This is a genomic window from Suipraeoptans intestinalis (genome assembly GCF_034091795.1).
GTDB lineage: Bacteria > Bacillota > Clostridia > Lachnospirales > Lachnospiraceae > Suipraeoptans > Suipraeoptans intestinalis.
This window is the reverse complement of sequence record NZ_JAXFXH010000004.1, coordinates 64,335-91,072: the sequence shown is the minus strand read 5'-3', so window position 1 is coordinate 91,072 and position 26,738 is coordinate 64,335. Positions and strand designations below refer to the sequence as shown.

26 protein-coding genes and 1 pseudogene are annotated in these 26,738 nt (G+C 48.1%); 25 read left to right on the top strand and 2 right to left on the bottom strand.

Going from position 1 to position 26,738, the window contains the following annotated elements:
- The first annotated feature begins 584 nt into the window (after window positions 1-584).
- The 13 genes and pseudogenes from SOW26_RS01395 to SOW26_RS01335 all read left to right on the top strand — a co-directional run bounded on the left by SOW26_RS01395 (window position 585) and on the right by SOW26_RS01335 (window position 13,024).
- The gene (locus SOW26_RS01395; protein ID WP_320651743.1) at window positions 585-1,817 is read left to right on the top strand and encodes a CpaF family protein; all 1,233 of its coding nucleotides are present in this window, start codon (window positions 585-587) and stop codon (window positions 1,815-1,817) included.
- Window positions 1,783-2,499, top strand: coding sequence for a type II secretion system F family protein (locus SOW26_RS01390; protein ID WP_276959937.1), 717 nt, complete (start codon window positions 1,783-1,785; stop codon window positions 2,497-2,499). The genes SOW26_RS01395 and SOW26_RS01390 overlap by 35 nt, the downstream gene beginning before the upstream one ends.
- A gap of 26 nt (window positions 2,500-2,525) precedes the next feature.
- Window positions 2,526-3,698, top strand: a complete 1,173-nt coding sequence (locus SOW26_RS01385; protein ID WP_320651742.1) for a hypothetical protein — start codon at window positions 2,526-2,528, stop codon at window positions 3,696-3,698.
- Between the two features lie 43 nt (window positions 3,699-3,741).
- Window positions 3,742-3,918, top strand: a complete 177-nt coding sequence (locus SOW26_RS01380) for a Flp1 family type IVb pilin (RefSeq protein ID WP_154477277.1) — start codon at window positions 3,742-3,744, stop codon at window positions 3,916-3,918.
- Window positions 3,918-5,270: a DUF5702 domain-containing protein gene (locus SOW26_RS01375; protein ID WP_320651741.1), complete on the top strand. Its 1,353-nt coding sequence runs from the start codon at window positions 3,918-3,920 to the stop codon at window positions 5,268-5,270. The genes SOW26_RS01380 and SOW26_RS01375 overlap by 1 nt, the downstream gene beginning before the upstream one ends.
- A 171-nt stretch (window positions 5,271-5,441) precedes the next feature.
- Complete coding sequence (locus tag SOW26_RS01370) at window positions 5,442-6,161, top strand: pilus assembly protein (RefSeq protein ID WP_276959940.1); 720 nt, start codon at window positions 5,442-5,444, stop codon at window positions 6,159-6,161.
- Window positions 6,149-6,577, top strand: a complete 429-nt coding sequence (locus SOW26_RS01365) for a prepilin peptidase (protein ID WP_276959941.1) — start codon at window positions 6,149-6,151, stop codon at window positions 6,575-6,577. The genes SOW26_RS01370 and SOW26_RS01365 overlap by 13 nt, the downstream gene beginning before the upstream one ends.
- Window positions 6,578-6,739: 162 nt before the next feature.
- Window positions 6,740-7,186 carry a TadE family protein gene (locus SOW26_RS01360; RefSeq protein ID WP_320651740.1) on the top strand — a complete coding sequence of 149 codons (447 nt, stop codon included), beginning with the start codon at window positions 6,740-6,742 and terminating at the stop codon, window positions 7,184-7,186.
- A 76-nt stretch (window positions 7,187-7,262) separates the two neighbouring features.
- On the top strand, window positions 7,263-7,991 hold the full coding sequence (locus tag SOW26_RS01355; RefSeq protein ID WP_276959943.1) for a DUF6382 domain-containing protein: 729 nt from the start codon (window positions 7,263-7,265) through the stop codon (window positions 7,989-7,991).
- Window positions 7,992-8,249: 258 nt separating this feature from the next.
- On the top strand, window positions 8,250-8,849 hold the full coding sequence (locus tag SOW26_RS01350; protein WP_320651739.1) for a rhomboid family intramembrane serine protease: 600 nt from the start codon (window positions 8,250-8,252) through the stop codon (window positions 8,847-8,849).
- 3 nt (window positions 8,850-8,852) lie between these two features.
- Window positions 8,853-9,263, top strand: a complete 411-nt coding sequence (locus tag SOW26_RS01345) for an HIT family protein (RefSeq protein WP_276959944.1) — start codon at window positions 8,853-8,855, stop codon at window positions 9,261-9,263.
- A gap of 272 nt (window positions 9,264-9,535) precedes the next feature.
- Window positions 9,536-10,033: pseudogene (gene tnpA, locus SOW26_RS01340) on the top strand (IS200/IS605 family transposase).
- A 330-nt stretch (window positions 10,034-10,363) separates the two neighbouring features.
- Window positions 10,364-13,024 carry a hypothetical protein gene (locus SOW26_RS01335; protein ID WP_320651738.1) on the top strand — a complete coding sequence of 887 codons (2,661 nt, stop codon included), beginning with the start codon at window positions 10,364-10,366 and terminating at the stop codon, window positions 13,022-13,024.
- Between the two features lie 164 nt (window positions 13,025-13,188).
- Here the strand turns inward: SOW26_RS01335 and SOW26_RS01330 are convergent, their stop codons facing one another.
- Window positions 13,189-14,253 carry an undecaprenyldiphospho-muramoylpentapeptide beta-N-acetylglucosaminyltransferase gene (locus SOW26_RS01330; RefSeq protein WP_276959947.1) on the bottom strand — a complete coding sequence of 355 codons (1,065 nt, stop codon included), beginning with the start codon at window positions 14,251-14,253 and terminating at the stop codon, window positions 13,189-13,191.
- A gap of 12 nt (window positions 14,254-14,265) precedes the next feature.
- Window positions 14,266-14,514: a TIGR03905 family TSCPD domain-containing protein gene (locus SOW26_RS01325; RefSeq protein ID WP_154478844.1), complete on the bottom strand. Its 249-nt coding sequence runs from the start codon at window positions 14,512-14,514 to the stop codon at window positions 14,266-14,268.
- Window positions 14,515-14,746: 232 nt separating this feature from the next.
- Between SOW26_RS01325 and SOW26_RS01320 the strand changes: the two genes are divergently transcribed.
- From SOW26_RS01320 to SOW26_RS01265, 12 genes are all read left to right on the top strand, one after another.
- Window positions 14,747-15,451 carry a 5'-methylthioadenosine/adenosylhomocysteine nucleosidase gene (locus tag SOW26_RS01320; RefSeq protein ID WP_154477294.1) on the top strand — a complete coding sequence of 235 codons (705 nt, stop codon included), beginning with the start codon at window positions 14,747-14,749 and terminating at the stop codon, window positions 15,449-15,451.
- 74 nt (window positions 15,452-15,525) lie between these two features.
- Window positions 15,526-16,875: a glucose-6-phosphate isomerase gene (locus SOW26_RS01315; protein WP_276959948.1), complete on the top strand. Its 1,350-nt coding sequence runs from the start codon at window positions 15,526-15,528 to the stop codon at window positions 16,873-16,875.
- Window positions 16,872-18,329 carry an aminotransferase class I/II-fold pyridoxal phosphate-dependent enzyme gene (locus SOW26_RS01310; RefSeq protein ID WP_320651737.1) on the top strand — a complete coding sequence of 486 codons (1,458 nt, stop codon included), beginning with the start codon at window positions 16,872-16,874 and terminating at the stop codon, window positions 18,327-18,329. Before SOW26_RS01315 ends, SOW26_RS01310 begins: the two co-directional genes overlap by 4 nt.
- Entirely contained in the window at window positions 18,286-18,873 is a 588-nt protein-coding gene (locus tag SOW26_RS01305) for a nucleoside/nucleotide kinase family protein (protein ID WP_276959950.1), read from the top strand. The genes SOW26_RS01310 and SOW26_RS01305 overlap by 44 nt, the downstream gene beginning before the upstream one ends.
- Window positions 18,860-19,849, top strand: a complete 990-nt coding sequence (locus tag SOW26_RS01300) for a DNA polymerase III subunit (protein ID WP_320651736.1) — start codon at window positions 18,860-18,862, stop codon at window positions 19,847-19,849. Before SOW26_RS01305 ends, SOW26_RS01300 begins: the two co-directional genes overlap by 14 nt.
- A 4-nt stretch (window positions 19,850-19,853) precedes the next feature.
- The gene (locus tag SOW26_RS01295) at window positions 19,854-20,765 is read left to right on the top strand and encodes a PSP1 domain-containing protein (RefSeq protein WP_154477302.1); all 912 of its coding nucleotides are present in this window, start codon (window positions 19,854-19,856) and stop codon (window positions 20,763-20,765) included.
- Window positions 20,755-21,507 (top strand): tRNA1(Val) (adenine(37)-N6)-methyltransferase, encoded by a 753-nt coding sequence (locus tag SOW26_RS01290; RefSeq protein WP_276959952.1) that lies wholly within the window; start codon window positions 20,755-20,757, stop codon window positions 21,505-21,507. The genes SOW26_RS01295 and SOW26_RS01290 overlap by 11 nt, the downstream gene beginning before the upstream one ends.
- A 2-nt stretch (window positions 21,508-21,509) precedes the next feature.
- The gene (gene rsmI / locus SOW26_RS01285) at window positions 21,510-22,349 is read left to right on the top strand and encodes a 16S rRNA (cytidine(1402)-2'-O)-methyltransferase (RefSeq protein WP_154477306.1); all 840 of its coding nucleotides are present in this window, start codon (window positions 21,510-21,512) and stop codon (window positions 22,347-22,349) included.
- A gap of 122 nt (window positions 22,350-22,471) precedes the next feature.
- On the top strand, window positions 22,472-23,584 hold the full coding sequence (locus SOW26_RS01280) for an ABC transporter ATP-binding protein (RefSeq protein WP_154477308.1): 1,113 nt from the start codon (window positions 22,472-22,474) through the stop codon (window positions 23,582-23,584).
- A 351-nt stretch (window positions 23,585-23,935) separates the two neighbouring features.
- The gene (locus tag SOW26_RS01275) at window positions 23,936-24,361 is read left to right on the top strand and encodes an Rrf2 family transcriptional regulator (RefSeq protein WP_154477310.1); all 426 of its coding nucleotides are present in this window, start codon (window positions 23,936-23,938) and stop codon (window positions 24,359-24,361) included.
- A 10-nt stretch (window positions 24,362-24,371) separates the two neighbouring features.
- Window positions 24,372-25,379, top strand: a complete 1,008-nt coding sequence (locus tag SOW26_RS01270; RefSeq protein WP_320651735.1) for an NADP-dependent oxidoreductase — start codon at window positions 24,372-24,374, stop codon at window positions 25,377-25,379.
- Between the two features lie 17 nt (window positions 25,380-25,396).
- The gene (locus SOW26_RS01265) at window positions 25,397-26,251 is read left to right on the top strand and encodes a nitroreductase family protein (RefSeq protein ID WP_276959954.1); all 855 of its coding nucleotides are present in this window, start codon (window positions 25,397-25,399) and stop codon (window positions 26,249-26,251) included.
- The last annotated feature ends 487 nt before the right edge of the window (window positions 26,252-26,738 follow it).

Sequence of the window (26,738 nt, the reverse complement as noted above, 5' to 3'; positions counted from 1 at the left end):
CTGTGAGGAAAGAAAGGTGGGAGACGCTTTGTTCCTTCCGGCAGCAGGGAAAAGAAGTATCCGTATCCTGGGAGTCTTTTCTCCCGTTGGCAGGACGGGAAAGACGGAATATGCCCTGGAGCTGGGGAAACGTTTAAGCCGGGACAGGAGTACCCTATATATCAACATGGAAGTGTATGGAGGGCGGAACGGCAGATTTTCCCAGGGAAGAAATACAGGGGATGCCCTGTACTACATCCGTCAGGAAAAAGGGAATCTGGGAAGATTTTTATCTACCATGGCAGGGCATCTGGAGGATCTGGATTATCTGGGACCGGTATCGGTCTCGGAGGATATCAAGAATGTTCCGAAGGAAACATGGCAGCTTTTATTGTCACAGATCGAGAAGGACAGCCTGTACGAAGCGGTTGTGCTAGATATAGATCCTGGTCTGACGCAGGTGTATGAGCTTCTGAGACTATGTACCGAAATCCATGTGCCGGTGGGAGAAGAGGGAGCAGAAAAACTGGCACAGATGGACTGGGAACTGAAAAAACTGGGTTACGAAGACATACAGGACAAAATGATACGAAAGAGAGGGACGGATGTCCAAAGCAGAGCAGCTATATGCAAAGATCCTGGCAGAACTGGATATGACGAGAGATCCGGAAGACGAGGAGCTGACCGACCTGATCTACCGGGTGCTGCAGGAGGTGTCAGAGCAGGAGCATTTGACTTTGCAGCAGAAGACAGATCTGGGCAGAGAATTATTTAATACCTTCCGCAAACTGGATATCCTTCAGGAATTTCTGGAGGATGACGAGATCACGGAGGTGATGATCAATGGAACGCAGCACATTTTTTACGAGAAAGCAGGGCAGCTCTTTCTATCGGATAAGCGGTTTGCCTCCAGGGAAAAGCTGGAGGACGTGATCCAGCAGATCGTGTCGGCATCCAACCGGGTCGTAAATGAAGTTTCACCCATTGTGGATGCGCGGCTTGCGGACGGATCCCGGGTTAATGTGGTGCTGTATCCGGTGGCCATCAATGGGCCTGCGGTCACGATACGAAAGTTTTCAAAACAGGGGATCACAATGGAGCAGTTGATCAAGTGGGGCTCTGTCAGCCCGGAGATCGACAGATTTCTGCGAAAGCTGGTGATAGCAGGTTATAACATTTTTATCAGTGGAGGGACCGGATCGGGAAAGACTACCTTTTTAAACGCATTGTCGCAGTACATTCCAAAGGATGAAAGGATCATTACTATTGAAGATAACGCGGAGCTGAGGCTTCAGGGGATCCAAAATCTGGTTCGTCTGGAGGCAAGAAATGCCAATCTGGAAGGAAAGGGAGCCATCACGATCCGGGATCTGATCAAATCTGCCCTTCGCATGAGACCGAACAGAATTATCGTGGGAGAGATCCGCTCAGAGGAGGCGATAGATATGCTGCAGGCACTGAATACAGGGCATAGCGGCAGTCTCAGCACCGGACATGCCAATAGTCCGGAAGATATGCTGAGCCGGATCGAGACGATGGTGCTGATGGGAATGGAAGTGCCGCTTTCTGCCATCCAACGGCAGATTGCTTCCGGAATCGACCTGATCGTCCATGTAGGGCGCCTCAGAGATAAGAGCAGAAAGGTATTGGAGATTACAGAAGTGATCGGATATCAGCAGGAAAGGATTCTGCTGCAGCCCCTGTTTTGCTATGAAGAAAAAGGAGAAAGGGAAGGGCGGATAGAAGGTGAATGGAAAAAGGTACACGACCTGGTTTTTCAGGACAAGCTGTTGGCGGCAGGATGTGACACAGAGGGAGATCCTGAGGCTGGCGGGTAAGAGCATGGGGATCGTAACGGCAACGGCATGGCTGTATTACAGGAGCCTTTGGGCGATTCTTTTTCTGACGCCTCTTTGGATCATCCGAATGAGGGAAGGGATAAAAAAGCTGGAAAAGAAGAAAGAAGCAGAATTTTTAAAGCAGTTTCAAAATTTGCTGCAGATGCTGTCCTCCTCCCTGATGGCGGGATATTCTTTGGAGAATGCCATGAAAGAGGTACAAAAGGAGATAAAAGTCCTCTATGGGAAACATACCAGGATTCAGAAAGAGCTGAATATTATGATCCGGCAGTTGAACATTCAGATGCCGGTGGAAGATATATGGAAAGAGATGGCCGACAGAGTCCGAACCGATGATGTAAATACGTTTGCGGAGGTATTGGGAGCGGCTAAGAGAAGTGGAGCCGGAATGCTGGAGATCCTTCGGGACACAGGCAGCCAGATCGGAGAAAAAATAGAAGTAAAGAGGGAAATTGACGGGATCCTGGCTGCCAAAACCTACGAGTTAAAGGTTATGACGATGATCCCCTATGGGATGATCGCATATATGACGGTAAGCTTTCCGGAGTTTTTGAAGGGACTATACGGAAGCGTTTTAGGGAAAGGGGTGATGACAGGTTGCCTGGCGCTTTATTTAGGAGCCTGCTGCATCGGGACAAAGATCTTAGAAATAGAAGTCTGATGCTTCTCCTGAGCGGACTGCTCTTTGTGGGAGGCCTGGTTGTTTTTGCCGGTGATTGGCGAAGGTCTGAAACGGCGATATCCAAAAAGGTTTTGCGGCAGGAAGGAGGGCATGGAAGCAAGCTACGGGAATGGGAAGTAAGGATAGAAGGGGAGAGGGCTCGATATCCGGTAAAAGTGGCAGTCTCAGAAAGGATTTACGATAAAAAAGAAATAAAAAAACTATTTTCCAGAGTCATAAAACGGATCGAGTCCGAAATGCTGGGGAAGAACCAAAATCCGGAGCAGATCGAGTATGATCTGAACCTAATGAACAGGATATCGGGGGAACCGGTAGAGATCAGCTGGACGACAGAAGATTTTCAGATCATAGATGCAAGGGGAAGGATCAAGACAAAGGGAATGGGAAGCAAAGGAAAACCGGTGGCGTTGAAAGCCAGGATCATCTATACGGGAAACAGGAAAGAGCAGATGGAGTACCGCCGCGCAGTGCGTGTAGTCCCTCCGGTATCGGACAAAAGAAGACAAAGAAAGCAGGACATAGCGTATGCTGTGGAAAAAAGGGAGGGGGAAAACCGGAAAGAAAAGGTATTTTGGCTGCCGGAGAAGATCGGCGGCAGGCGGGTGGACTACTATCCCAAAAGAGAGTCAAGAGGACTGGTGTTGGCAGGAATGGCAGTTCTGACAGGCGGGCTGGCTTACGGAATGCAGTACCAGACAAGGAGGGAGAAGGAAAAAGAAAGAAAGCGGCAGATGACGCTGGATTATCCGGAGATCCTCAGCAAGCTGGCCGTCTATATAGGCGCCGGAATGACGACCAAGCGGGCATGGAGGCTGGTGGCGTATGGAAGAAAGCGACAGGGACAGCCTCGATATGTTTACGGAGAGATGCAAAAAACGCTGCGGGAGATCGAAAGCGGAAAGACCGAAGGAAAAAGTTATGAAGACTTTGGGAAAAACTGCGGAACCCAGGAGTATCTCAGGCTGGGCGCCCTGCTTTCACAGAATCTGAAAAAAGGGACGCAGGGACTTGGAGGTCTGCTGCATGCGGAGGCGGTACAGGCGTTTGAAGAGAGAAAAGCGAGGGCCAGGAAAGCCGGAGAGGAAGCCTCCACAAAGCTGTTGCTGCCCATGTTCCTGATGCTGCTTACCGTATTGATCATTGTGATGACACCTGCCTTTTTGTCTTTACAGATATAGCAAGGTACAACAGAGAGTTTCGTGTAAAAGAGGGAGGAAAAATATGAAGCGAATCAAAAGACTATGGAAGACACTGCAGGAGGAAAGAGGGATCGGCGTAGTGGAAGTGATCCTGATCCTGGTGGTACTTATCGGACTGGTGATTATTTTTAAATCACAGCTGACCAGTCTGGTAGAGTCTATCTTTAATAAAATCGTCAGTGAAAGCTCGGGAATCTGATGAAAAAGGGTTCGATAACGGTATATCTTAGTCTGGTGCTTCTTCTTTTTATTGGACTGATAGGCGCATTACTGGAAAGCGCTTCCGTACAGGCGGCAAAAAACTGCAAGCGGGCAGATGTGAACAGAGGAATGGAATGCTCTTTCGCAGAATATCAGAAAGAGCTGCTGCAGGAATATGGGATCTTTGGCCTGGAAGGAACCTACGAAACGGGAGCCTACGAAGAAGCAAAAGTGTTAGATAGGATCCGGTGGTATGCAGGAGGGAACCTGACGCAGGAGATATCGGGGATCCGCTTTTTGACAGAGGAAGGAGGCGCTCCTTTTTTCAGACAGGCAACGGAGTATATGAAGGCCAAGATTCCTGTAGATTTGCCGAGACTGACAGAAGAAAAAGGACAGTGGGAGACACAAAAGGGAAAAGAGAAGGGAATCGTGGAAACAGAAACCCAGTCGGAAAGGAAGCTGGACGAGATCCTGGCAGAAGAAAAGACAGATCTGGAAAAAGAGGAAAACCCCATCACCCACATGAAACAGATAAAAAGCAAAGGGCTTTTGGAGCTGGTGATGCCCAGAGAACAGCAGATTTCTGAGAAGTGCCTGAAAAAAGAAGAAATGCTGCAGGGCAGAACAGTGAACAAGGGGTATGGAAGATTTTCGGAACGTCAGGAAAAACTGGATGAAATCCTGTTTAAAGAATACCTGCTGGAAAAGTTTCCGCCAATGACAGAGACAAAAGGAGGCGGGGCGCTGGACTATGAACTGGAATATATCCTTTATGGGGAGCCTCAGGACAGGGAAAATCTGAAAAAGACAGTACAGGCGATCCAAAAGCTTCGATTTGTCGCCGATTATCTGTATATCCAGGGAGACGGAGAAATGCGGGCAGAAGCAGAAGGGATGGCAGCAGCTTTGTGTACAGCTCTTGCCGTTCCGGTGGCGACAGAGGCAGCGGCACAGCTGATTCTTCTGGCATGGGCCTATGGGGAGACGATCATGGATCTGAGAACTCTGCTAAGAGGTGGAAAGGTACCTGTCGTTAAGACAAAGGCCACCTGGCAGCTGCAGTTGAGTCAGCTTTTAAAGCTGGGAACGGAGGAAGATCGCCTGGAGGGACAGGATTTTGGAGAAGGACAGACTTATAAAGGCTATTTAAGAGCAGTTCTTTACCTGAAGGAAAGAAAAGAACTTCCCTGGAGAGCATTGGACATGATAGAAGGAAATATGAAAGGACGACTGGGACAGTCCTTCTTCCGAAGTGATTTCTGTATCTCGGATCTGCAGATAAAGACAAAGGCGATGCTCCCGAGAGGGATCCGTTATACATTTGAAACAGAATATGGATATCGATAGGAAGTAAGCCCGGGTACCCTCCCGGCAGTCTGAAATACATCCCAAAACAAACCTGAAATTAAGAAAAGAAAGGAGAAGGATCCGTACGTGAATAGAAAAAAACTCCCCTCACAATCTCTCTATTCTAAATTTGCCGGGAGGGTACCCGGGCTTACTTCCTGCAGGGGTGCAATGACGTTAGAAGCAGCCTGTGCCGCCCCGCTCTTTCTGATCACAGTCATCACCTTCCTCTATTTGCTGGAGATCATGAGTCTGCAGATTGCTGTACGGGAAGGGCTTCAATATGCCGGCAGGAATGCGATGCAGGAGGCGGCAGAGATTCCCCTGTTGAATCCGGGAAAGGCAGAGGCGGATATTGTGGAATCCGTCGGAAGATCAAGGCTGGACGGGAGCATCCTGCAAGGCGGCAGCAGCGGCATTGATTGTAGCGGATCGACTCTTTCTCCGCTGACTGGAATCGGAAAACTGCAGGTAACATACAAGGTGAAGATTCCGATCCCCCTATTTCACATTCCGCCGATCCTGTTGACGGAACATATAAAAATAAAAGGATGGGTAGGCTATGAACCGGCGGGAGGAGACATGGACGGGGAAGAGGTGGTGTATGTAACGGAAACAGGGCTGGTGTACCATAAGGATCCCAACTGCACCCATTTGGATCTTTCCATACGACAGGTAGAAAAAAGTCAGATTTCCGGGCTACGCAATGAAAGTGGAGGCAAGTATTATGCCTGTCCTATTTGTAAGAAAAAAGGAAAGGCCTGCTATATTACCACTACGGGAGACAGATATCACAGGTCCTTATCCTGCAGCGGGTTGAAAAGGACGGTTTATTCCATCCCGCTCTCAGAGGCAAGGGGAAGGAGGAAATGCTCCAGATGTGGGAATTAGACAAATGTGTATGCGGCATACTGCTGGGGATCTTGGCAGTGCTCGACTATAAGAAAAAGCAGGTTCCCACAAGTCTGCTGGTGATAGGTGGAGTCCTGGCTTTGTGCTTTTGCATCGGAGAGGGACCGGATGGGCAAACATTGGCAGGCGGCGCAGTGGGAAGCGCCTGCCTGCTGCTCAGCAAAGTCACGGGAGAACAGATAGGATATGGAGACAGTATAGGTATTTTGGAAATGGGGATCTATCTGGGAGGATGGAACCTGCTTCAGGTGCTGCTGCTGGCTTTCTTTTTTCTAGGGATCCGGGCAGGAATCTGTATGGCAAGACGAGGATTCAAAAAAGAGATGTGTATTCCCTTTTATCCCTTTTTATGGATGGGATACAGCCTGCTGTGGGGCTTGGAAGGATTCCTGTGAAATCAGAAGGGGAGACCAGAAAAAGACAACGAAGAGGAAGAGATTAGGGAGGGAGCAAAGAAGAGAAACCAGCCATGGGCGGAAGTCAAATGAAAGCAGGAGGCGAAGATAGGAACTGGCAGGCAGAAAGACAAAAAGGGAAGACAGGGAGAAAGGCGGAGAATGGACAAAGGATCCGAGATGACAGTGGGACAGACCCGGAGGAAAACAGAAAAAATTTTATGGATAAAAGGCGGATTTACGATAGAAATGTCCCTTTTAATGCCGCTGCTTCTTTTTATGGGGATGCAGTGTGTATTTCTGATGTTTTTCTTTCATGACAAAAATATAGTGGAAGGAGCAGTGTATGAGGCCCTGGCCTCTACCGTCACAAGAGGAAAAGAGGCGGAGGATGTAAAAGAAGGAGTCATACTGGAAAGATTTTATGAAAGGATCCAGGGGAAATGCCTGTTACTTTCCGATATCCGGGGAAGTGTAAAGAAGGAAGGGGAAAAAGTGGTACTGGAGGCCACGGCAAATAAGTTTGGCTGGCAGGTTATCATCAGAAGAAAGTGGCAGGTGCTTTGGCAGGAGGATCATATTCGGAGGCTTCCCGACATTTTGAAATAGACAGGTGAAACATGAAGAGAGAAGGAAACCGGAAAAACAGAGGAGAAGCGAGAAAACAAGGCCAAAAGGAGTGAGGATGGAAAGAAGGATCAGCATCAGGGAAAAGGGATATTATGAAGAAGATTATCAGATGCGGATGCTGCGCATAAATCCAACGGAATATCTGCTGCGCGTGATGGGCAGAGGGATTGATGACAGCAGTTGTTACGAATATGAAGTGAGCGGAAAGGTGTCCATGAGCGCCATGTTTGAAAGAGGAAACATGAGAGGCAGGGATGTGGAACTGCTGATGGACAGTATCAGAGAAGCGATCCGCGAGACAGAGAGGCATTTATTGAACATTCACTGCCTTTTGCTGCAGCCGGAATATATTTTTTATGAAGAGAAAAAGTTTTATTTTTGTTACTTTCCTCCTTCCAAAGAGAATATATGGGAGGGTATCCACAGGCTGACAGAGTATCTGGTAAAACATATAGATTACGACGATCCGGCAGGGGTAGAGGGAGTGTTTTTTCTGCATAAGAAGACAATGGAGGAAAACTATAGTCTGGAAAAGATCAGCCGGGAATACAAGACGCTGCTATCCGGGCGGCTTCGGGAGCAAAAAGAAGCGATGGTAGCAGGAACAGAAGAAAAAGAAACAGAAACCGTCTGTTGGGAGAAGTGGGAAGAGGAAGGAGAAATGGAGCCTATATTGATCAGAGAAGCAAAGCAGTTTTGGGAGCCGGTAAAAAATCTTTTAAAACGGAGAAAAAAGAAAAAATGGGGAGACTGGGAAGGGTTTTCCCGGGAAGAAATCCGGTAAGAGATTTGGTAAGAGATCCAGGGAGGAGCCCTTGGCGATATTTATGAAAAACAGTCCTTTCCCGGAATGCGCTGAAAAAGTCCGGAGCCGATCTGCGCAAGAGAGATAGCACCAGACAACACCTGAGATACCTGAAGGGAGTGACAAGAAAACAGGAAAGTGTTAAAATGAAATCCAGAAGAACCGGTGGGATCCCGGAAGGCTACAGAACATATTACAGGGAAAGTAAAAGACAGGAGGAAGCAAAAGGAGAGGCAGATGGAAACAGGGAGATGGATAAAATCAGCGTCCTTTTGGCTGGTAGTCATAAATGTTGTGATATTTTTGGGAATGTCGGCTATGGGAGATCCCCAGGATGCAGGATTCGTGTTGGGGCACGGGGGGATGTATGTCCCGTTTGTGCTGGAGAAAGAAGAATATTATCGGCTGTTTACCTGTATGTTTTTGCATTTCAACGCGATACATCTGGTGAATAACATGGTGGGATTGCTGGCCATGGGAAGTCATCTGGAACGGGAACTGGGAAGGATCAAGCTGATCCTTTTGTATCTGGGGAGCGGACTGGCAGGAAACCTGCTGTCCATGTGGATGAATCTTCAAGGGAATCGGTTTCCGGTGTCGGCAGGTGCCTCCGGCTGTGTGTTTGGCTTGATCGGCGGACTGTTGTATGTGGTTTTGCGGAATAAAGGACGGCTGCGGGGAGTATCTGGAAACCGGCTGTTTATCATGGCGATTTTCAGCATTTACATGGGATATGCAGAGGGTGGAGTGGACAATGCGGCTCATATCGGAGGACTGGCCGGCGGATTTTTGTTAGGGATACTACTGTATCGAAAGAACAGGGAAGGAAGGGAATAAAAGATGAAAAAAGAGGATTGTATTTTTTGTAAACTGGCAAACGGAGAGATTCCTACGGCTACATTATATGAGGACGAATGGTTTCGGGTAATCCTGGACGCCAGTCCGGCATCTATGGGACACGCGCTGATCATTCCCAAGGAACATTTTGAGAACCTGTATGAGTTGGAGGATGAGTTAGCGTCAAAGGCGCTGGTTCTGGCAAAGAAGCTGGTGATAAAATTTACCGGAGCATTGGGCTGCCAGGGATATAATATCGTCCAGAACAACGGAGCAGCGGCGGGGCAGACGGTGTTTCATTTCCATATGCATCTGATTCCCAGATATGACAAGGATAAAGTGGGCCTGGGATGGAAAATGGGGACGTTGACGGAAGCAGACAAAAATAAACTGTTGAACCTGCTGGCAGAATGATCTGACTGAAAACAAGGATCAGAGGTGTTTCTTCGGAGAAAAACTCAATAGGAAATCGTAAAAGCGGCGGTCTTTTGTTTCTGTAAAGGAAGCAAAGGAACGCCCTTTTTGTGTTAGGTTTTAGCCTGTCTCAAATAAATGCGCAGCGTGCATTTATTTGGGACTAAAACCCACCTGCTATGCGGGTGGAGACAAAGGGTTATACAAAAAACCACCTTTCCGCTACAATAGAGGTGTCCAAGCCACTATTGCAAAAAAGGAAAGGTGATTTTATGGCGAAGAAAACTAATGATTTAGCACATACAAAGTGGATGTGTAAATACCATATCGTCTTCACACCAAAGTATAGACGAAAAATAATTTATAATCAATATAAAGCGGATTTGCGAGATATTATAAAATAGTTATGTTCCTATAAGGGAGTGGAGATTATCGAAGGGCATCTTATGCCCGATCATATCCATATGCTCGTAAGTATCCCGCCAAAGATGAGTGATTCCAGCTTTATGGGGTATTTAAAAGGGAAGTCAGCATTGATGATGTTCGACAGACACGCAAATCTGAAGTATAAATTTGGAAACCGTCATTTCTGGTCAGAAGGATACTATGTGAGTACAGTGGGACTAAATGAAGCCACAATAAAGAAATATATACAGGATCAGGAAAAGTATGACATTATGCGAGATAGGTTAAGCGTAAAGGAGTATGAAAGAATAAATGTAAGATTTGCCGGATGGGGTCTGGAAAATAGTTCAGCGCTCGTTGAATAATTATAAAAAATAAATGGTGTAGAAATGACTAAGAGAAGTGGAGTAATAATCTGCTTCTCTTTTTTGTAATGCAAGGAGAGTGCAAATGACAGATGAGAAAGACGTAAAACAAAAAGAAGCAATATAGGCGGTTTTTGAGAACCGATATTAAAAATGTTGACATTTTTTGTCTTTTCTATTGAAGCGGGCCGGAGAGTGTGCTAAAATCAATTAGCCTGTGCTAACCGAAAAGGCGGCGGGGAATTCTGCCGGGGGAGAAGGACGGCAAAAGATGACACAGGCTATGTAGGAACACACAGGTATGTGAGAAAGACGAAGGAGAGGAACGCGATGAAGATGAAAAAGTTTATGCTGCTGGTAGCGCTTGCATTGTCCATGGCGATGCCGGTTTCTGCGTATGCGCAGGAAAGCGAAGCGCCTGTTATTGAATCCAGCGCCTCCAGTTTGTTTGGATGCCAGATCAATTTTAAGAACCGAGAGTTTATCGACAAGATCCAGACGGTGCAGGTAAACGAGGAGGCTTACACAAAAACAGAGTCTCGGTCGGGACTGATGACAGAAAAAAAGTACTGGATCAGTGATACGGATCCGGCGGTGGGACTGTCTACGCTGAAAAAGGGAGACGTTGTTCAGTTTATTACGGATGCAGGGACGCTTACATTTACCATCAAGGATCCCAACGGATTGATTTCTATTATTGACAAAGAAACCATCCGCTATCAGGCAAAGGAAGAAACAAAGCCCTCTGTACAGCCGGAGGAACCGCAGAAGGATGAGCCGGAAACGCCTATTACACTGACGCCGGGGATGCAGAATTCCTTTTTTGTGGTAGAGGTATCTCCGAAGGAGTGGATCCAAAAACTAAAGAGTGTAAAGGTAAATCACAGAGAGTATGAGAAAGCAGACAGCAAATGGCAGGCCTGGGTAGAAGGAAAATATTTTCCGGAGGAAACTGTTCTTCATATGAAAGAGCTGAAGGAAAATGACGTTCTCACACTGGAAGACCAAAACGGACAGACACAAAGTTTCCGGTATCATCTGGAGGGCTCTGTAAAACAACTGATCCCGGTCAAGGAAGAGACGGTGCCAAAGCAAAAGGCATTGAAGGTTCGTCTTGTGGGGAAATTTGAATCTGCCATGGTGAACCAGAAGGGGTACGATGCCATTTCAGGGGCGACGACGGCTGCCGTACAGAATAAGAACAGCAATGTGGTAGTACAGGTAACAGAAGCAGATACACCACAGGAGACAGACTGGGTGGACCTGAATAAAATGAAACAACTGGAGATCACACAGGCGTCCAAGGTCGTACTGGATGCAGCGTCCGGGATGAAGGGCATCTATTCTACCTACGACAGTTCTGTAACCTTAAACGGAACGCCGAAAACTCCGGGAACATACAAGGTGAAGGTACAGATTGTTGACAAAACAGGGAGAACAGCCACCAGCAATGAACTGCCTTTCGTAGTATATGACTATAATGAAACGCTGAAGGATCGCATGACAATCCAGAATGCGCAAAAGACACAGGATGGAAAATATCTGTGGGATATGGAGCCATGGGTGATCCAGAAGTTTGGCGGAAAAAATGAGGAGGTTTCCGTTCCGTCTGAGATCAAGGCGATTTACGGTTCTCATGCAAGTGGGACTTATGGAGAACTGGGAGTTTCGGTAGAGGGGGAGCCAAGTCAAAAGCTGATCGTAGATAAGGGAACGGATGTAACACTGGTAAACATGAAGCTTCTTAGCAGTGTAGAAGTGGTTGTAAAAGAAGGCGGAAAGCTGAGTCTTCACGATTCTTCTGTCCACGGAAAGATCACTGTGGAAAAAGGAGGAGAATTCCAGATGAACTACGATTCCTTCGGGAAAAAATTCCTGACGGGAGCATCTATCAACGGGCAGCTGGAGCTGAAAGATGGAGCAGTACTAAAGGATTCTCTGATCTACTCCAATACCAACTTCCTGCCCAATGGAAAAAAGGCAAGAAGAAATGTGGAGCCGGTAGTAAAGATCAGCGGAAATGTTCAGGTAAAGGGAAATGTGTTTGTACGGGGAGATGAATCTCCCACTGGAGATGATCCCAAAACAGGGAAGCCCTACACGGGTCAGCCGGCACTGGCGGTAGAAAATGGAACATTGACCATTACGGAAAATTCCACACTGGGAGTTTATGGTGGTGGATCTATAGCAACAACCACGCTGGGAGGAAGTGCTCTGGTGCTGGATAATGGAACCGTAGACGGAGAAGGAAAATTGATCGCAGTAGGTGGAAGCGGATCCGGCGGAGACGGTGGAGAGGCTGTTTCCGGAACAGGAAGGCTACAGGTAAAACAGGCGTATTTGCAGGGAGGAGATACCTATAGAAAGGACGCGAAACCGGGACAGCCGGCAACACAGGGAATTGCGATCAGCAAGACCACCGGCAGCGCAGCTGCAGGAAAAAATCTCAAAGTGTTAAGCGATGGAGATCAGCCGACTTATTGGCGAGGAACGGCAGTTCCTGATTTTGAAAAGATCGTGTTTGGAACAGAATCCCTTGCCAATGTGTCTGTAACGGAAGAGCCAAAGCCGTCTGAAGAACCGAAGCCGGGTGTGGAGCCAAAACCGTCTGAAGAACCGAAGCCGGGCGTGGAGCCAAAGCCGTCTGAAGAGCCGAAGCCGGGTGTGGAGCCAAAGCCGTCCGAAGAGCCGAAACCGGGCGTGGAGCCAAAACCGTCTGAGGAACCGAAAACAGGGGCTTCCACACAGGCAACGTCTCCGGAAAAGACAGAGACAAAGCAGAAAAACAGCCTGCACGCAAAGGGAAACGGTCAGACAAATGGGAACGTGGCAGCTTCACAGGAAGTGAAGGCGGGACAGACGAAAGCAGAAGGAACAAAAAGCCCTAAAACCGGAGATCCGGCAAGTATCTACAGGTGGATGCTGCTGTTGCTGGTTTCATCACTGGGAGTTTTGGGTATAGACCTGCGGCGCAGAAAAAAGAGACCTTAAAAGAAAAAACTGACAAGAGATAGAAAAGGCAGAGACGACAAAGCATTCGTTATGTGAATGCCCCAAAAGGAGAATGCGTCTCTGCTTTTTGCCGTACAGAAAAGACAGCCTATTCTGCCTGATGCGCATGGGCTGCTTTTGGAGAAAAGGCTGTCGAAGATATATCATCTGCAGACACTTTCTATGGTATCGATAACCATGTCGATAGAATTTTGCTGCGGAGAGTGCTTCATGTTGTTGATATAAAAGTCCTGGTTATCATACAGACGGTTAATGGCGTCCAGAAGAAGGGGATTGCTGAGAGACTCTTCTTCCAAAACCAGACTGTAGCCCTGCCGTTCAAAGGAACGGGCGTTTAAGATCTGGTCTCCTCTGCTGGCAGCAGCCGAAAGAGGAATCAGAAGGTTGGGCTTGTGCAGCGCCAGGATCTCACAGATGGCGTTGGCTCCCGCACGCGATACGATCAGGTCGGACAGCGCGAAGAAATGGCGCAGCTCGTCCTTAATATATTCAAACTGTGCATAGCCTTCCTGCATATTCAGCGTAGGATCCAGTTTCCCCTTGCCGCACAGGTGGATCACCTGAAAGCGAGACAGCAGGGAGGGCAGGACGCTGCGGATCGCATCGTTTACCGCCACAGATCCCAGGCTTCCGCCGACTACCAGGATAACCGGCTTTTCGGAAGAAAAGCCCAGAAGCTCCCGCGCTTTAAACCTGTCGCCGGAAAGTAGCTCCTGACGGATGGGAGAACCGGTCAGAACGGCTTTTCCCTCCGGAAGGATCTTTAAAGTCTCCGGAAAGTTACAACAAATCCTGGCTGCGGAAGGAAGCGCCAGTTTATTGGCCAGTCCCGGCGTCATGTCAGATTCATGCAGAACGACGGGAACCCGACGCTTTTTTCCTGCGAATACGACAGGAACAGAGACAAAACCGCCCTTGGAAAAGATCACATCCGGCTTCAGGATCTTGATCAGGTGATCTGCCTCCCGAAATCCCTTCAGTACGCGGAAAGGATCGGTGAAGTTCTGAAGACTGAAATAGCGCCGCAGCTTTCCGGAAGAAATCCCATGATAGGGAATTCCCATCTGTTCCACCAGTTCCTTTTCAATTCCGTTGTAGGAGCCGATATAGTGAATGTCGTACTGCAGCTCCCGGAGACGGGGAAGGAGAGCGATATTGGGCGTTACATGCCCTGCCGTTCCTCCGCCGGTCAAAATAATGCGCTTCATATGAACCTCCACTTAAAATGATTGACGTAAAGCTGCCTTTAAAGCCTGTGCCAGCTGATCCGGACAGGAGGTAGCCTTGTTTCCGCAGGTGAGACCGTCTATGCGGGAGATGGCCTCCCGGGCATCCATTCCAACGACAAGACTGGCAATCCCTTTCAGGTTGCCGTTGCACCCACCGATAAATTCCACCTGCTTGACTACATTATTTTCCAGATCCACGCGGATGGACTGGGCACAGACCCCTTGGGGCGTATATTCCATCATGATAAACCTCCTATGTAAGCTGCAGGCGGAGCCGGATCGGCCGCCTGCGGATCGTATAGGCATAGTATAACAGAAATATATAAAAAATACCATATTTCTACGGGGAAGGTTTCCCGGCGAAAAAAAACCTGCTATGATAACAGAGAACACTGCGGCAGTGGAAACAGGAAAGGAAAGACCGGCAGTGAAATAAGCGAAACAGATCCGGAGATCGGGAAAGGAAGGACATATGATAGGGATCATCGGTGCGATGGAAGAAGAAGTGGCGGCGCTGCAAAGGGATATGGAAATAGAAGAGACGAGAAAGATCGCTTCCATGGAATTTTATAAGGGGAGACTGTGCGGACAGGAAGCGGTCGTGGTAAGAAGCGGAGTAGGAAAGGTCAATGCGGGAATCTGCGGGGCGATCCTGGCGCTGGAATTTGGTGCGGACGTGCTGATCAACACCGGTATTGCAGGAGGACTGCACCCGGATATCAGGATCGGAGATATGGTGATCTCCCGGGATGCGCTGCATCATGACATGGATGCCAGTGCATTTGGAGATCCCAGGGGACAGGTACCCAGGATGGACGTCTGGGCATTTCCTGCCGAGGAAGAACTGATAGAAAGAGCAAAAAAAGCGAATCAGCGGGCAAATCCGGACATTCAAACCTTTGTGGGAAGGGTGGTGACGGGAGATCAGTTTGTGTCCTCAGAAGAGAAGAAGCAGGAGCTGACAGAAGTATTTGGCGGAATGTGTGTGGAAATGGAGGGGGCAGGGATCGCCCAGGCGGCATACCTGAACAGGATCCCCTACGTGATCGTTCGCTCTATCTCTGATCAGGCAGACCACTGTGCCACGGAGGATTACCCGACCTTTGAAAAAAAGGCCATCGCCCACAGCGTCCGCCTCATCAGGGAGATGCTGGGAAATTGGGGGAAACTTGATTAATCAGGGGCAATTTGCTAGAATGGCAGGGAAAGAAAACATTGCTGTACAGACAGGATTTGGAAGGAGTTACACAAATGAAGAAAATAACATTTGATTATTCAAAAGCGGCGGGCTTTATTTCAGAGCATGAAGTAGATTATATGAAGAACCGGGCGGAGGCTGCCAAAGAGGAGCTGCTGAAGAAGGAAGGAGCGGGAAACGATTTCCTGGGCTGGATCGACCTTCCGGTTCATTACGATAAAGAGGAATTTGCAAGGATCCGGAAGGCTGCCAAAAAAATCGGAGAAGATTCAGAGGTGCTGGTGGTGATCGGGATCGGAGGATCCTATCTGGGAGCCAGGGCGGCGATCGAGTTTTTGCGGCACAGCTTTTACAATGAAGTGTCCCGGGAAATCCGAAAGACTCCGGAGATCTACTACGCGGGAAACAGCATCAGCAGTACCTATCTGAAGCATCTGATCCAGGTGATCGGCGACAGGGACTTTTCCGTCAACGTCATTTCCAAATCGGGAACCACCACAGAGCCGGCCATTGCATTCCGCGTGTTTAAGGAGCTTCTGGAAAAGAAGTACGGACGGGAAGAGGCGGCAGGACGAATCTATGCCACCACAGACAAGGCCAGGGGTGCACTGAAGCATCTGGCAGAGGAGGAAGGGTACGAAACCTTCGTAGTTCCGGATGATGTAGGCGGAAGATTTTCCGTTCTGACGGCAGTGGGACTGCTGCCCATCGCCGTAAGCGGGGCGGATATTGAAAAGCTGATGGCGGGAGCGCAAGCAGGAAGGCAGGAAGCCATAGAGCAGCCATTTGAGAAAAATGGAGCCCTGCAGTACGCGGCTATCCGAAACATCCTGCTCCGGAAGGGAAAAGAGATCGAGGTGCTTGCCAACTATGAGCCCAGTCTGCACTATGTGGCAGAGTGGTGGAAACAGCTTTACGGAGAAAGTGAAGGAAAAGATCAAAAAGGAATCTTCCCCGCCTCGGTGGATCTGACGACAGACCTGCATTCCATGGGACAGTTTATCCAGGACGGCAACAGAACGCTGTTTGAGACGGTACTGCATGTAGAGACATCCCAGGAAGAGATCCTTTTGAAGGAGGAAGCGGTAGATCTGGACGGTCTTAATTATCTGGCGGGAAAGACGGTGGACTTCGTAAATAAAAGCGCCATGAACGGAACCATCCTGGCACATACAGACGGCCAGGTACCGAATCTGATGATCAACATTCCGGCACTGGATGAAGAATCCTTGGGCCAGCTGTTCTATTTCTTTGAGTTTGCAGTGGGGGTAAGCGGATATCTTTTGGGCGTCAACCCCTTCAACCAGCCGGGAGTGGAAAGCTACAAGGCCAATATGTTTGCCCTGTTGGGGAAACCGGGCTACGAAAAAGAAAGAGAAGCATTGCTGAAAAGACTATCATGAAAACCTTATTTGAACGACTGCAAGAATATGGAGAGTCTGATTATTATGGATTCCATATGCCGGGACACAAGAGAAATCCTGTGATTCCCGGTATGGAATCCATGTTCCGTATAGATATTACAGAGATCGAAGGCTTTGACGACCTTCATCACCCGGAGGGGATTCTAAGGGAAAGCCAGGAGAGGGCGGCAAAGCTGTTTGGGGCGGAGGAAACCTGCTTTCTCGTAAACGGGAGCACAGCGGGGATCCTTGCCAGCCTTTTGGGAGCTTTTCAGGAGGGGGACAAGGTGCTTGTGGCAAGAAACTGCCACAAATCTGTCTACAATGGCATATATCTGGGAAAATTAAGACCGGTCTATCTGTATCCGGAGGTGGATCCGGATACGGGACTGAACAAAGGGATCCGGGAGGCAGAGGTAAGAAGGGCGCTGGAAGTGGATCCAAAGATCCGGGGGATCGTGCTGGTTTCTCCCACCTACGACGGGGTGGTATCGGAGATTGACAGGATCGCTCTTGCCGCACGGGAAAGGGGAATTCCTCTGATCGTAGATGAGGCACATGGAGCCCATTTTGGATTCCATCCCTACTTTCCCGCAAGCGCCAATGAAAAAGGGGCGGACATTGTGATCCACAGCCTGCATAAGACACTGCCGGCACTGACGCAGACAGCTCTTTTGCATTTCAACGGAGACCGGGTGGACAGAGAACGGGTCAAAGGATATCTGTCCATGCTGCAGACCAGCAGCCCATCCTATCTTTTTCTGACAAGTATCGGTCAATGCATTGACCTGCTGGAACGGGAAAAAGAGGAGCTGTTCTGTTCCTATGTAGACCGGCTGAAGCGATTTCGGGAGTCCTTTCGTGCGTACCGCTCTGTGAAGCTTTTGGAAACCGGCTGCTACGACCCCTCCAAGGTGGTTATCCGAGTAGAGGGATGGACGGGGAAACAGGTCTCGGACCGGCTGAGAAAAAAACACCACCTGGAAATGGAAATGGCGGCAGGCACTTATGTACTGGCAATGACATCCGTAGCAGATAATGACACGGGATTTGCAAGACTGGAAGCTGCCTTGAAAGAATTGGAAAAAGAAGGGCCCAAAAAGGCGGAAGCCAAAGAGGCGAAGGCTTTGGAGGCGCTGCTTTCCGGAGGCGGAAGAAGCAGTATTCGGGAGTATGACAGCTTTGAAGTGGAGACGCAGCGAAAAGCCCGGGGAGCCCGGAGGATCCGGATAGAGGAAAGCGGCGGTAGAGTTTCTTTGGAATATGCCTATCTGTACCCGCCGGGAGTTCCTCTTTTGGTTCCGGGAGAAAAGATTACCAAGGAAAGCATCGCTGTGTTACAATATTACAAAGAACTGGGATACGCCATCCACGGACTGCGGGAGGAAGAGAGGATAGAGGTGTTAGGCAATGGGAAAGATATTCTATGTGATGGGAAAGAGTTCATCGGGTAAGGATACCTTGTTTCAGGATCTGAAACGGGAATTTCCGCAGCTTCGGACCATCGTGTTGTACACCACCCGCCCCATCCGGGAGGGAGAAAAGGATGGCGTCGAATATTTTTTTGTAGAAGAAGAAAAGCTGGACGTGTTTCGGAAGGCAGGCCGACTGATAGAAGAAAGAGCCTATGATACGATACATGGCATCTGGCGGTACGCCACCGTGGACGACGGGCAGATCTGTCTGGAAGAAGCGGATTACCTGGCGATAGGGACGCTGGAGTCCTACAACCGGTTAAAGGCATATTTTGGCAGCAGCTGCGTGATCCCCCTCTACGTGGAGGTGGAGGATGGAGAGCGGCTGAAAAGGGCTTTGGCAAGAGAAGAAAGACAGGAATCTCCCAGGTATGAGGAGTTGTGCAGGCGGTTTTTGGCAGACGCCAAAGACTTTTCAGAAGAAAATCTTCGGGAAGCGGGCATTTCAAAACGATTTTACAACGAAAACAGGAGTCAGTGTTTCAAAGAAATGGCAGAGGAAATCAAACATGGCAAGTTTTAAAGACGTAATCGGACACAACAGGATCATTGAATATATCCAGACGGTCACGATGCAGGACAGAGTGTCTCATGCGTATATACTGAGCGGAGAAAAGGGATCCGGAAAGAAGCTTTTGGCGGGTCTTTTTGCTACGGTGCTGGTGTGTGAAAAAGGAGGGGCGGAGCCATGTAATGTCTGCCATTCCTGTCGTCAGGCGGAAAGCGGCGCACATCCGGATATTTTCTATGTGAAGGGAGAAAAGCCGGGAGTCCTGGGAGTGGAGGATATCCGCAAGCAGATCAACGATACCATCCGGATCAAGCCTTACCAGAGCAGATGGAAGGTTTATATTGTGGACGGAGCAGAAAAAATGACGGTGCAGGCACAAAACGCATTGCTGAAGACGATGGAGGAACCTCCGGAGTACGCTGTGATCCTGCTGCTGACCGAAAATTACGAGCTGCTTCTGCCCACCATTACTTCCCGGTGCGTCATGCTGAAGCTTCGCCACCTGCGGGATACCCTGATCCGCAAGTACCTTATGGAGGTCATGGAGGTTCCCGACTATAAGGCGGACCTTTGTACGGCGTTTGCACAGGGCAATCTGGGGCGGGCGATCCTGCTGGCCAATTCGGAAAGATTCCATGAACTTCGGGAGGAGGCCATCCGCCTTTTGAAACAGTTCCCCGACATGACGACGGAGGAGATGATCGCCGCGCTGAAGCAGATCCGGGAATACAAGCTGGAGATCGAGGATTATCTGGATATTATCATGGTCTGGTACAGGGACGTATTGCTTTACAAAGCGACAAAGGAGATCGATCAGGTGGTATTTCGCGAACAGATCAAGTATATTCGCGAGCAGGCAAGAAAAAGTTCTTATGAGGGGATCGAGGAGATCCTAAACGCCCTGGAACGGGCCAAGGCAAGACTGAAAGCCAATGTAAATTTTGAACTGGTAATGGAACTGCTGTTTTTGACGATGAAGGAGAATTGATTCCATGGTAAATGTAATAGGAGTAAGATTTCGACCGGCGGGAAAGATCTACTTTTTTGCTCCGGGAGAACATAAGATAAAGCAGGGAGACCACGTGATCGTGGAAACGGCACGGGGAGTAGAGTATGGCATGGTAGTATCAGGCATCCGCCAGGTGGAGGAGGAGAGGATCTTGCAGCCGCTGAAGCCGGTGATCCGGATCGCCACCAGGGAAGACAAAGCCAAAGAGGCGAGAAACAGGGAAAAAGAGAAAGAGGCCTTTGGGATCTGCCTGGAAAAGATCCGCAAGCATGGCCTGGAAATGAAACTGATCGATGTGGAATATACCTTTGACAACAATAAGGCGCTGTTTTATTTTACGGCAGACGGACGGATCGACTTCCGGGAGCTGGTCAAGGATCTGGCAAGCGTATTCCGAACCCGGATCGAACTGCGCCAGATCGGAGTCCGGGACGAGACGAAGATCCGGGGTGGGATCGGCATCTGTGGCAGGCCTCTTTGCTGCCATACATATCTGTCCGAGTTTGCGCCGGTTTCCATCAAGATGGCGAAAGAGCAGAATCTTTCTTTGAACCCCTCCAAGATATCCGGGGTATGCGGCAGACTGATGTGCTGCCTGACCAACGAACAGGAAACCTACGAGGAGCTGAACAGCCACCTGCCTACGGTGAGCGACTATGTGATAACGCCGGAGGGACTCAGAGGAGAAGTACAGTCTGTCAATGTGCTTCGCCAGCTGGTGCGGGTCATCGTATCTTTGGAGCAGGATGAAAAAGAGATTCGGGAATACAAAGCGACGGAACTGAAATTCAAGCCGCGCAGGAAGAAGAAAGACATCCGGATATCCAAAGAAGAGATGGAACAGTTGAAAGCGCTGGAAGAAAAGAACGGAGCGTCGAAGCTAGATGAAGGTTAAAATGAAGCCGGGAGAGCGGCTGGACGATCTGCAGATAAAAGGCTATAAGATCATACAGGAGCCGGGAAGATTCTGCTTTGGAATGGACGCGGTGCTGCTGTCTGCCTTTGCGGTGGTGAGACCACAGGAGGAGGTGCTGGATCTGGGAACCGGAACGGGAATCCTCCCCATTTTGCTGGCGGCTAAGACGGAAGGGAAATCCTTTACGGGTCTGGAGCTTCAGGAAGAAAGTGCAGACATGGCTCGCCGCAGCGTTCTGTATAACGGACTGGAGGAGCGTATCCGGATCCGAAAGGGAGACATCAAAGAAGCCTCCTCCCTGTTTGGCAAAGACGCCTTTTCTGTGATCGTGACCAATCCGCCTTATATGATAAACAGCCATGGGCTGAAAAATGAAAAAGAGGCTCTCTGGATCGCCAGACATGAAGCCTGCTGTACCCTGAAAGACATCCTTCGGGAAAGCGGGAAGCTGCTCAGGCAAAAGGGACGGTTCTACATGGTACATCGTCCGTTCCGTCTGCCGGAGATCCTGGCAGAAATGATACAGGCAGGGATCGAACCGAAGCGGATGCGTCTGGTACAACCGGAACAGGGCAAGGAGCCAAATCTGGTGTTGCTGGAGGGAATGAAAGGCGGACGTCCGCGGATGACGGTGGAACCGACTCTGGTGGTATACAGGGAGGACGGAAGCCATACGGAAGAGATCCTGCGGATCTATGGAAAGGAAACGGAAGGAGAATAGCTATGGCAGGAACCCTGTATGTGTGCGCAACCCCTATTGGAAATCTGGAGGATATGACTTTTCGTGGGATCCGCACGCTGAAAGAGGCGGATCTGATCGCGGCGGAGGATACCAGAAACAGCATCAAGCTGCTGAACCATTTTGAGATCCGGACGCCTATGACCAGCTATCATGAACATAACAAGATCGAGAAAGGCAAAAAGATCGTGGACTGGCTCCTGGAGGGGAAACAGGTTGCGCTGATCAGCGATGCCGGAACTCCGGGGATCTCCGATCCGGGGGAAGAACTGGTCCGGATGTGCCGGGAAGCAGGGATCACGGTAACGGGAGTCCCCGGACCGGCGGCCTGCATCACAGGGCTTTCCATTTCCGGCCTGCCTTCCAGAAGATTCGTATTTGAGGGGTTTCTTCCGGCAGAAAAAAAAGAGCGGCAAAGAGTGCTGGATCAGATTACCGAGGAAACGCGGACGATGGTATTTTATGAAGCGCCGCACCGATTGAAAAAAACGCTGGAAGAATTGCAGAAAGTACTGGGGCAGCGAAGGATCAGTATCTGCAGAGAACTGACGAAGAAACACGAATCCGTGTATTCTATGACCCTGGAGGAAGCCATCGCCTACTATGAAAAAGAGGAGCCCAGAGGAGAATGTGTGATCGTGGCAGAGGGACGGAGCCGGCAGGAACTGGAACAGCAGGAAAGGCAGAAGTGGGAACCGCTTTCTTTGGAGGACCATATGGAGGTTTACCTGCGGCAGGGAATGGAAAAAAAGGAAGCGATGAAACAGGTGGCAAAGGACAGAGGCATAGGAAAACGGGAGGTTTATCGCCAGCTTCTATCCTAAAGAGTCACATTGTATAGGAATCAGAAAAAAGATTGTTCAACTTGTGCATAGCATGAGTTGGACTTTTTTTGTAAACTTCTCATAGAAATGAAAAAGGAAACAGACAGCAGGAGGAAAATAGAATGGCAAGTTTATCACTGAAGCACATCAACAAAACGTATCCCAACGGCTTTGAAGCGGTGAAGGATTTTAATCTGGAGATCGAAGACAAAGAGTTTATCATCTTTGTAGGACCTTCCGGGTGCGGAAAATCCACGACGCTCAGAATGGTGGCAGGGCTGGAGGAGATCTCTTCCGGAGAATTAAAGATCGGAGACAAGGTTGTCAATGATGTAGAGCCGAAGGACAGAGATATTGCAATGGTATTCCAGAACTATGCGCTGTATCCCCATATGACAGTGTATGAAAATATGGCGTTTGGATTGAAGCTGCGCAAGGTACCAAAGGATGAAATTGACAAGATGGTAAGGGAGGCTGCCAAGATCCTGGATCTGGAGGCGCTTCTGGACCGGAAGCCCAAGGCTTTGTCCGGAGGACAGAGACAGCGCGTGGCAATGGGACGTGCCATCGTAAGAAATCCCAAGGTATTCCTGATGGACGAACCGCTTTCCAACCTGGATGCAAAGCTGCGCGGACAGATGCGTATTGAGATCTCCAAGCTGCACCAGAGACTGGGGACGACCATCATCTACGTAACCCACGATCAGACAGAGGCAATGACTTTGGGAACCCGGATCGTAGTTATGAATGCCGGTGTGGTTCAGCAGGTGGATACCCCCCAGACACTGTACGATTATCCGTGCAACCTGTTTGTGGCAGGCTTTATCGGATCCCCGCAGATGAATTTCATCGATGCGACCTGTAAGGTAAAGGGAGACAAGGTTTATCTGGTGGCAGGACCGTCTGAGATCGAGCTTCCGGAGAGAAAAGGAAAGAAGCTGATCGAGGGAGGCTACGACGGAAAGACGGTAGTACTGGGGATCCGTCCGGAGGATGTGCATGATGACGAGAGATTCCTGGCATCTTCCCCCAACACGGTCATTGAGGCAACGATCCGAGTGTACGAAATGCTGGGAGCAGAAGTGTACCTGTACTTTGATTATGAAGGCTCCAATATGACGGCAAGAGTAGAGCCCAAGACCAAGGCAAGAACCGGAGATACCGTTAAATTTGCACTGGATGCAGAAAAGATCCATGTATTTGACAAAGAAACGGAGCAGACAATCACTAACTAGTGCTGCAGAATCCAAAAATGAAAGCGAAAAGAAAAAATTGTTAAAAATTTTGTACCGCCAGCTGTGTGAACAGCTGGCGGTATTTTGCCTTCCCGTCGCGGAGTTAACAGTTATTATGTCGTGGCAATAGTGTAGACAGCATATCTTTACAGTACAAATCCGACGCACAGTAGAAGACGGTTCTTATTTTTCGAGGTCAATAGCCTTGAGACTATCATCCTCCAACTGTTTTTTGGAGATCTCGACCGGGTATTTTTAAAGTTCGGAAAGAGAAAAAGAAAAAAAGATGTACTTGACACAGATACAAGTACATGATATGATGCAACTGTAATTGAAGGAAAGGAGTTTGACATGGATACAAAATTTTCAATGGCACTTCATATTTTGGTGTATATGGAAGAAACTACTCATGTAGTTACGTCAGAGCTTCTGGCAAAAAGTGTGGGTACAAATGCCAGTCATATTAGAAAGATTATTGTCTTGTTAAAAGATGCAGGTATCATTGAGAGCAGGCAAGGCAAAAAGGGAATGATGCTGAAGATAAAAGCGTGTGAACTAACTTTAGATAAGGTGTATTTTGCAGTATACCCGGAAAAGGAACTTCTGCATGTGCATGATACGGTAAATCAGGATTGCCCTGTGGGAGCAAGCATAAAAGAAGCTTTATTACCGATCTTTGAAGAATCAGAAAAACAGTTAATACTAAACTTACAGAAAAAAACACTGAAAGCCTTAATTGAGGATATGTATAAAATCTATAACGATAAAAATAGGTAGAGGAGAAAATATGAGAGCGGCACAAGTAGAGCAATACAATAAGAAAAATATTTCAGTAAAGTTGGTTGATCTGGATAAGCCAACTATAGGACACAGGGATGTTCTGATAAAAATTTTGGCGGCAGGAGTAAATCCACTTGACAATATGATTTCTCGTGGAGAAGTTAAAATGATTGTTCCATATAAGCTACCGGTGGTTGCCGGCAATGAGATTGTTGGTATAGTTGAGCAAGTTGGTGCGCAAGTGTCGAAGTATAAAGGAAAAGATCGTGTGTTTGCAAGACTTCCTTTGGATAAAATCGGTGCCTTTGCAGAATTCGTATCAGTAGACGAGGATGCACTGGCTAAGGTTCCGGAGTATCTTTCTGATGTAGAAGCGGCGGCAGTACCGTTGACAGCGCTTACAATTATGCAGGCGCTGGATGTGATGAAAGCGAAAAACGGAAAAACCATCTTTATTTCAGGCGGAACGGGTAGCGTGGGAGCGATGGCGATTCCGATTGCCAAGGCAAAGGGGCTGACCGTAATCACAAACGGAAGTGTAGAAAACAAAGAGAGAGTTTTAGAACTTGGAGCAAGCAAATTCATCGATTACAAAACAGAAGATTACACGAAAGTTTTATCCAATGTTGACTATGTATTAGATACGCTTGGAGGAAATGAAACGGAAAAGCAGATGACGATTTTAAAAAGAGGAGGAAAATTAGTATCCTTAAGAGCAATGCCAAATGGCGCTTTCGCAAAGAGAATGCATTTACCAAAATGGAAGCAGCTTCTGTTAGGAATTGCCGGACGTAAGTTTGACAAATTGGCGGGGGAATATGGGGTTACTTATGATTTTATTTTTGTGGAATCGAATGGAAACCAGTTACAGGAAGTAGCCGATCTATTTGATAATTTTAAAATTAAGCCGTCAATTGATACGGTTTATCCTTTTGAAGAAGTGAACAGAGCATTAGACAAGGTAGCCAATGGACGCTCTAAGGGTAAGACGGTTATCACTATGGAAAGAAAATAGGGAAAGGAAAAATATAGATGGAATTTAAAGAAGTAAGTCAATTGCCAATTGATATTGAAAAAGCCATAAAAAAGCGTGTCAGTACCAGGAGCTTCGAGGCAAGATCCTTGACTGACGAAGATAAAAATAAACTGATGGATTTTAATAAAACTTTGACCAATCCATTTGGTGTAACTGTTAGGGTACAATACATCAGTAAAGATACCGGCGCAAAAAATGTTCAACTTGGAACATATGGAACGATAAAGGGTGCAAGAGACTTCCTTGCAATTACAGTAAGGGATGAACCATTTGCTATGGAAGCGGTAGGCTATCAATTTGAGAACCTGGTCTTATATGCCACCCACATGAATCTTGGAACGGTATGGCTTGCGGCAACATTTAGCAGAAAAGACTTTGAAAATGTCATGGATATAACTTCAGATGATTTATTTCCATGTATTTGCCCCATTGGCTATCCTTCTGAAAAGCGTTCTCTTGTCGAAAAATTTACCAGAGCGAGTCTGGGTTCTAAAAACAGAAAAGCATGGGACAAATTGTTCTATTTAGAAAATTTTGATCAGTCTTTGCCACAGGCGGATGCCGGAAAATATAAAGTGGCACTGGAAATGCTCAGACTGGCACCTAGTGCTACAAACGCGCAGCCTTGGGCGGTAGTTCAAGAGGGAAATAGCTTTCATTTCTTTTGTGACTTTAAGAACAGCATAAGCGATGATATGAAAAAAATAAAACAGTTAGACCTTGGGATAGCCTTATCACATTTTCACCAAACAGCTATGAGTGAAGGGTTAAGTGGGAAGCTCGGAATACAGGAGATACATTTTTCGATCCCGGAAAATATGCATTATATTGTATCATATACATCAAAGTAAGGCTGAAACAATGTAGAAAGCTATCGATCCCATAAAATCTAATAAAGAGAAATAGAAGTGATTTCCCTTGGCTGTTCAGAGGTTTGTAAATACTTGGCGAGTATTTGGAGCATCGAAAGCATGCGGGATGCTTTGTTTCTGACGCCATCGTGTCCCTCCCCCATCTGTGACGCTGCTAGTATACAGATGCGGGAGGGATTTTTCGTAGTTCGCAATATTACAAACAATCAGAGAGGACGCATTTTCTGGCGGGATCTGTTGCTTTGTCAAATGCTTGTGCCGGGATGTCTATGGCTGACAAGGCGGCTCAATTATTACATGATAGCGGAGTAAAAGCATTCAACCATATAGAAGAGCTGCTTGATGGAACCGCTTTCACGGAAATGCTCTTGTCCATTTCTGCTGTGTGAACAAAAAGCAGTTCTGCTTTCGATGCGGGAATCGATTTTGGCAGAGTTGAAACCGGCAGATTTTGTGCGGGTAAAAA